The organism is Yoonia sp. (assembly GCF_042093035.1).
GTDB lineage: Bacteria > Pseudomonadota > Alphaproteobacteria > Rhodobacterales > Rhodobacteraceae > Yoonia.
On record NZ_JBELFI010000069.1, the window covers coordinates 1 to 5,638 of the forward strand.

A 5,638-nucleotide genomic window follows, 5' to 3' on the forward strand; every position below is an offset into this window, starting at 1 on the left:
AAAATGCCATCCTCGAGGCCGCGATCAGCCTTGAGACCCGCGACGAAGAGCGCGCGGAAGCGGTGCGCGTCGCGGACAAAGCAATTGACGCCCTTGAAGAAACTATCAACGAAGAGGCCGCGCGTGTGATCGCCTTGCGTGCGCCTGCGGCCATTGACCTGCGAGTCGTGCTCTCTGTCATCAAAGTGAGTGCCAACTTAGAGCGCATTGGGGATTACGCCAAAAACCTCGCCAAACGCACGGGCGTCCTGTCCCAAATGGAGCCTGTGAATGGCAGTGCGGGTGCCTTGCGCCGTATGGCCAAAGAGGTCGAAGGGATGCTGAAAGACGCCTTGGATGCCTATGTCGCTCGGGATGCCGAACTGGCTCAGGATGTGATCGACCGCGATATCCAAGTCGATCAAATGTATAATGCCCTGTTCCGGGAATTCCTGACCTTTATGATGGAAGATCCCAGCAATATCACCGCCTGTATGCACCTGCATTTTATCGCCAAAAATATTGAACGGATGGGTGACCACGTGACCTCGATCGCCGAACAGGTTGTCTACCTTGTTACCGGCGCGATCCCAGACGAGGCGCGCGCCAAAGGCGACAAAACATCATTGCCAAGCTAAGGAGACCTGCCAGATGTCCACTGATCAGCCCCGTGTTTTGGTCGTAGAGGATGAGCCGGCCCAGTTGGAAGTTCTGGCCTATAATCTGGAAGCCGAAGGGTTTGCGGTAAGCCGTGCGAGAGACGGGGAAGAAGCTCTTTTGATCATCGCCGAGGATGCGCCAGACATCATTGTGCTGGACTGGATGATGCCCAACATGTCCGGCATCGAAGTCTGCCGACGCATCAAGAGCAAGCCAGAGACACGCTCTACTCCGGTGATCATGCTTTCGGCGCGCTCTGAAGAAGTGGACAAAGTGCGCGGGCTGGAAACCGGCGCGGACGACTATGTCGTCAAACCCTATTCGGTAATCGAGTTGATGGCGCGGGTGCGTACCCAGCTGCGCCGCGTGCGGCCCTCTTCGCTTGGCCAACAACTTGCATTTGACGATATTATTCTGGACGGTGAGACGCACAAAGTCACACGCGGCAAAGACGAGCTCAAGCTGGGGCCGACGGAATTCCGGCTGCTCACCACGTTCATGGAAAAACCCGGCCGCGTCTGGAGCCGTGAGCAGTTGCTCGACCGTGTATGGGGGCGGGATCTATACGTCGATACCCGCACGGTAGATGTCCACATTGGACGTCTGAGAAAAGCACTATTACAGTATGGCGGTGCCGATCCGCTTCGGACAGTGCGTGGCGTAGGATATGCGCTTGGCTAGCCCAAGCAGACAGGCGATTTCGACCAGTTCAGGAAATTTTATCCACAGCGTGTCATAAAACTGTTACTCTCTAGATTCAGAGCAGTGAGGTTTTACAATGATCAGCCGGTGTGCGATTTTTCTTTGTATCAGTTTGGCCATCCCGACGCATACACAGGCGCGGATGTCTGATGTAATCTGTGATGACAGCACCCGAATGATCAAGACATTGAAGGAAACCCGAGGGGCCAAGCGCCAGGGGATGGGCTTGCGCGACCCGGAGACAATGCTTGAGGTGTGGGTCACTGTGCGCAATGGCGATTGGGTGATTGTTCAGAACTATGCAAACGGCACATCCTGTATTGTCGCGATGGGGGAACATTGGGAAGGTTCTTTGACGAATCCCGCTTAAAACACCGCTTCTTCCAATCGATCCGTCGCAGGTGCGGGCCGCACAGACAGAGCTTCGATGCGGTCATATTCCTCATCAGTCAATGTCAGGTTCCCAGCTTCCAGTGAGGGCTGCAATTGCGCGACACTGCGCGCGCTGATGATGGGTGCCGTCACCGCAGTGTGTTGCGCCGCCCACGCCACAGCAAGCGTCGCCGCGTCAATGCCCATTTCAATCGCGATCCCTGACAAACGTTGCGCGGTGTCAACCATCCAATCCTGTCCATACCGGGCAGCGTAGCGTTTATCCGTAGAAAGCCGCCCTGTTCCGCCAGACAGATATTTGCCCGTCAGCAGGCCGCTTCCAAGAGGAGAATAGGGTGCAACTGCAATCTCCTCACCAAGCGCCATCGGGAATATCTCTACCTCGGCCTGACGTTTGATCAGTGAATACATAGGCTGGATAATATCAATCCGCGTGCCGACCAAATTTGCAACCCCTTGCGCCTTCATCACCTGCCATGCTGCAAAATTGGACACGCCAATATAACGAACTTTGCCCGTTTCCTTAAGGCGAGACAAAGTCTCGAAAGTTTCAAGTAGAGGTGTCTCTGCATCCCACCGATGCAAATAGAGAATGTCGATCGTATCCAGATCCAGCCGTAACCGGCTTTCATCAAACTGTTTCAAGATGTTGTCGCCGCCGCTACCGCCTGTATAGCCTGCCTTCGTTGCTATGATCAGGTTTTCACGATCTTGCTTTATAAATTTCCCTAAAAATCGCTCCGAAAGTCCACCATTGTAAGTGTGTGCTGTGTCAAAGAAATTTATGTCGTTACCAAGGCATGCCTCAAACATAGCCTGGCTCGCGACTGCATCAGACGTGCCGCCGAATTGCATACACCCAAAGCAAAGCGGCGAAAGGTTTGAGCCCGCTATCGCGTGCAAATCTGTCAACTGAAACACTCCGACGAAGGTGATACCGTAGTGACTTATAGGCCCATTGCATGACGGTTCTATGACGTCGTTGAGAGAAGTCGGTCAAATCCCACATTAGTAGGCCTCTGCGTAGTTTGCGCGTCGAATGGCGGATCATCAAATGAGCTCGGCGCCAGCATTGTTCGCAGTTATACTTTCGAATTATTTATCCGCGTCCTCACCAATGGAGGAGTGGACCGATTATCCCGATACGCCGGGGCCTTAAACGATGGGAGTGTGCTACTTGTGTGTAGTCCATAGTGTAGATCCACTAAGCGCACCAATTAAGCTACCCGCGCAACCGCAGCGAAATGTCACTTGGTCCCGCATTCTGTAAATTGATACAGTGAATAGCTGTAACCGTCGCGCTTAATCGATTCTAGTTGGGCAAATAAAACTCAGCGATTCCGCGTTTGCCATCTGCCCGCCCCAGTTGGACGATAACATCGATCGACTTCTGAATGTACTGCCGCACCTCGGCGAAGGTCAGCGGTGTACCAGCCTGCAAGACCATTATTGCTAAACGATCTATTGCGAGCTCAGCTGTTTCCGCATGGATGGTTGAGACTGACCCGCCGTGTCCGGTGTTGATCGCTTCAAGATAGGTCAAGGCTTCGTCCCCGCGCAGTTCCCCAACGATAATTCGGTCAGGGCGCATCCGCAAAGAAGCTTGCAAAAGCGCGTTCGAACTTCTCTGTGTGCCAGTGCCGCGACTTGCCAGCAGGGCTACGGTGTTGGGTTGGCTAGGGAACAGTTCAAACGCATCTTCAATCGTGATTAGCCGTTCGCCATCATCGACATGAGTAAGGAGATGTCGGGCAAAGGTGGTCTTGCCTGTCGACGTGCCACCACTGATCAAGACATTGAGCCTTTGATGTACTAGGGCCTCCAACGCTGCTTCAAGGTTCTCTTCAGCTTGGTTGGCAATGCCCTTCATCTTTTCAGCTCTCAACTGGTCGAGCGAAACAGCTTTGCCAAAAAGATAGGATGGTGTGTACCCCGTGACGCCCGCAGTTGCGAACAAACGGATTGTGATCGAAGCGCCCTGTTCAATGGCAGGTGGAACCGCGACCTGAACGCGCAGCGGGCGGCCTCCGTATTCAACTTTTCCGGATACCAGTGGGTTTTTCTCTGACACGCGGGCATTGGCATCACCGACGATTGTCTGTGCCAAATTGAATGCCGTGGCGCGGTCTACGATTTGACCTTCATGACGCATTGCCGCGTCACCTGCGGCTTCGATCCAGACTTTGCCATCAGGATTGATTGCAATCTCGACGATGTCGTCGCGCAGTAGCAGCTCCCGAAACGGTTCAAGATATCGCTCCAAGTATGACGCAGGCAGGGGCGATTGGCTCAATAGATCACCACATCGCGGTCGACGAGGACGGTCACGGATGCACCTTGATCAATATAGATAGTGGGTGAGATCGAGACTTGCTCAGCGATCACAGATCCCACGGCATCTTCGAGGTCACCAGAAACCCCCTCAAGTACTTCGCTGGCTATTTCATTGTCGGTACTGTTTGCGGCGACAGCAGGTGCTGCGCCAATGAGCGAGATCAGAGCCGCGCCACCAAAGCGTTCAGCGAACTTTGTGTCGACGATCCCAGTTAACCCAGAGCGTCCAAGCTGGTCGCCTCCAACGGAGGCGATTTCTATCGACGTCCCATCGGGGGTCAGAACGCGTGTCCAAAGGATCAGGATGCGTTTTTGGTTCAACTCAATTCCGGAACGGTATTGGCCAAAAAGGCGGGAGCCGCGCGGGATCAGGATCTGATCGCCAGAAAACGCAGGCACCGGTTCAGACACAACCGCCACAACAGAGCCGGGCAGGTCGCTGTTGATTGCTGTTTGCAAGGCAGCTTGAATGACAGAGCCTTGTGAAAGCGTTCGCTCTGGGAAGGCCATTTGGGACGCTTCTTGCACGTCCAACGGCCGTGCGCCTTGTCGCAAGTACTGCTCGTTTTCAGACAGGGTTGGTCCATCCGCTCCTGCCAATGCAGCAGTGGGATTTGTTCCGCCAGCGGATGTGGACCGCGGGCCATCCGCATAAACGACCGAGGGAGAGACGATCTGCGCGTTTAGCAGTTCTTGGGCGGCCTGCTCCACTTCGCGCTGACGCTGCTCTTCTTCCTGGCGTTGGCGTTCTTCGAGCAACCGCTGATCTGCAATCAATCCATCGCGTGCCATCTCTGCCTCGAGCCCTTCGCGCTGCGCACGTTCTGCATCCAACATCGCTTGTAGTCCTGCCAAACGTGCTTCGCTCTGCCGCTGCGCGTTTTCTATCTCGGTATCTTTGGCAGCAATGGAGGCTTCAAGCGCGTCTGTCTGGACTTGGAATGCTTCTCGCAGATCTGAGACAGCTTCTTGGATTTCGGCGTTGCGGGCCGATTGGCTGGCGGCAAGAGCTTCCCTTAGTTTTGCGATTTCTTCGAGCACTGCGGCACTGGGTTCTGCAGCTGGGACAGGGGACGGAACATCGAGTGCCTCTTCAACCGCGATCAGTGCATCATTAACCTGCTGTTCCGCTTCATCCGGTGGGAATTCTAATCTGCCACCATTTCCGGTGCGTTGATCCTGAAAGGTCTCAACGTCAGAGGTTTCTAGGCCTTCTGTTCCTTCTTGCAGATTTGTCGCCAGAAAGTAGGCAGCACCACCGCCGCCAAGCGCGAGCGCGATCGCCAATGCCCCGACACCGATATTACCGCCACGGCGTTTGGCTTTGCCCTTCTGGCTAAACGTGCTGAGGCGATCCTGAAGGTCGGGTGTGTTCTCATCTGACATGTTCAGTTGCTCACATAAATTGCGCTGTTATCGCGCAAAGCGCAGATGGCCTCGTCGCCAATCCGCAAGGTCCAGAACTGGTTGATGCCAAGCACCCGAACTGTGTTGCCTTGCTGGGTCCAGTTCACAGTGCGCTCCCGGCCTTGCTCGTCTGCTTTGAAGACGGCGGGTTGGCGTCCGTTTT

Annotated in this window: 6 protein-coding genes and 1 pseudogene; 3 read left to right on the top strand and 4 right to left on the bottom strand. The window is 54.7% G+C overall.

Translation table 11 applies throughout. From position 1 onward, the window contains the following. From phoU to ACFDSS_RS09665, 3 genes are all read left to right on the top strand, one after another. Nucleotides 1-617, top strand: a 617-nt coding sequence (gene phoU, locus ACFDSS_RS09655) for a phosphate signaling complex protein PhoU (RefSeq protein WP_375255546.1), incomplete at its 5' end; no start/stop codon positions are given. A 13-nt stretch (nucleotides 618-630) separates the two neighbouring features. After that, nucleotides 631-1,320, top strand: a complete 690-nt coding sequence (gene phoB / locus ACFDSS_RS09660; RefSeq protein ID WP_072629781.1) for a phosphate regulon transcriptional regulator PhoB — start codon at nucleotides 631-633, stop codon at nucleotides 1,318-1,320. Between the two features lie 163 nt (nucleotides 1,321-1,483). Next, nucleotides 1,484-1,711, top strand: coding sequence for a hypothetical protein (locus tag ACFDSS_RS09665; RefSeq protein ID WP_139292098.1), 228 nt, complete (start codon nucleotides 1,484-1,486; stop codon nucleotides 1,709-1,711). On the opposite strand, the gene ACFDSS_RS09670 is transcribed toward ACFDSS_RS09665, so the two are convergent. The 4 genes and pseudogenes from ACFDSS_RS09670 to ACFDSS_RS09685 all read right to left on the bottom strand — a co-directional run. Next, nucleotides 1,708-2,646: an aldo/keto reductase gene (locus ACFDSS_RS09670; protein WP_072629850.1), complete on the bottom strand. Its 939-nt coding sequence runs from the start codon at nucleotides 2,644-2,646 to the stop codon at nucleotides 1,708-1,710. The genes ACFDSS_RS09665 and ACFDSS_RS09670 overlap by 4 nt on opposite strands. Before the next feature lie 400 nt (nucleotides 2,647-3,046). After that, nucleotides 3,047-3,997, bottom strand: a complete 951-nt coding sequence (locus ACFDSS_RS09675) for a CpaF family protein (protein WP_375255547.1) — start codon at nucleotides 3,995-3,997, stop codon at nucleotides 3,047-3,049. A 26-nt stretch (nucleotides 3,998-4,023) separates the two neighbouring features. Further along, entirely contained in the window at nucleotides 4,024-5,454 is a 1,431-nt protein-coding gene (locus tag ACFDSS_RS09680; RefSeq protein ID WP_375255548.1) for a TrbI/VirB10 family protein, read from the bottom strand. A gap of 2 nt (nucleotides 5,455-5,456) precedes the next feature. Further along, nucleotides 5,457-5,638 (bottom strand): annotated as a pseudogene (locus tag ACFDSS_RS09685) (conjugal transfer protein TrbG); the annotation flags it as partial.

Excerpts from the sequence above, each read along its gene's own strand:
- phoB (WP_072629781.1), top strand. The coding sequence starts at position 631 with ATGTCCACTGATCAGCCCCGTGTTTTGGTCGTAGAGGATGAGCCGGCC.
- ACFDSS_RS09665 (WP_139292098.1), top strand. The coding sequence starts at position 1,484 with ATGTCTGATGTAATCTGTGATGACAGCACCCGAATGATCAAGACATTG.
- ACFDSS_RS09680 (WP_375255548.1), bottom strand. The coding sequence starts at position 5,454 with ATGTCAGATGAGAACACACCCGACCTTCAGGATCGCCTCAGCACGTTT.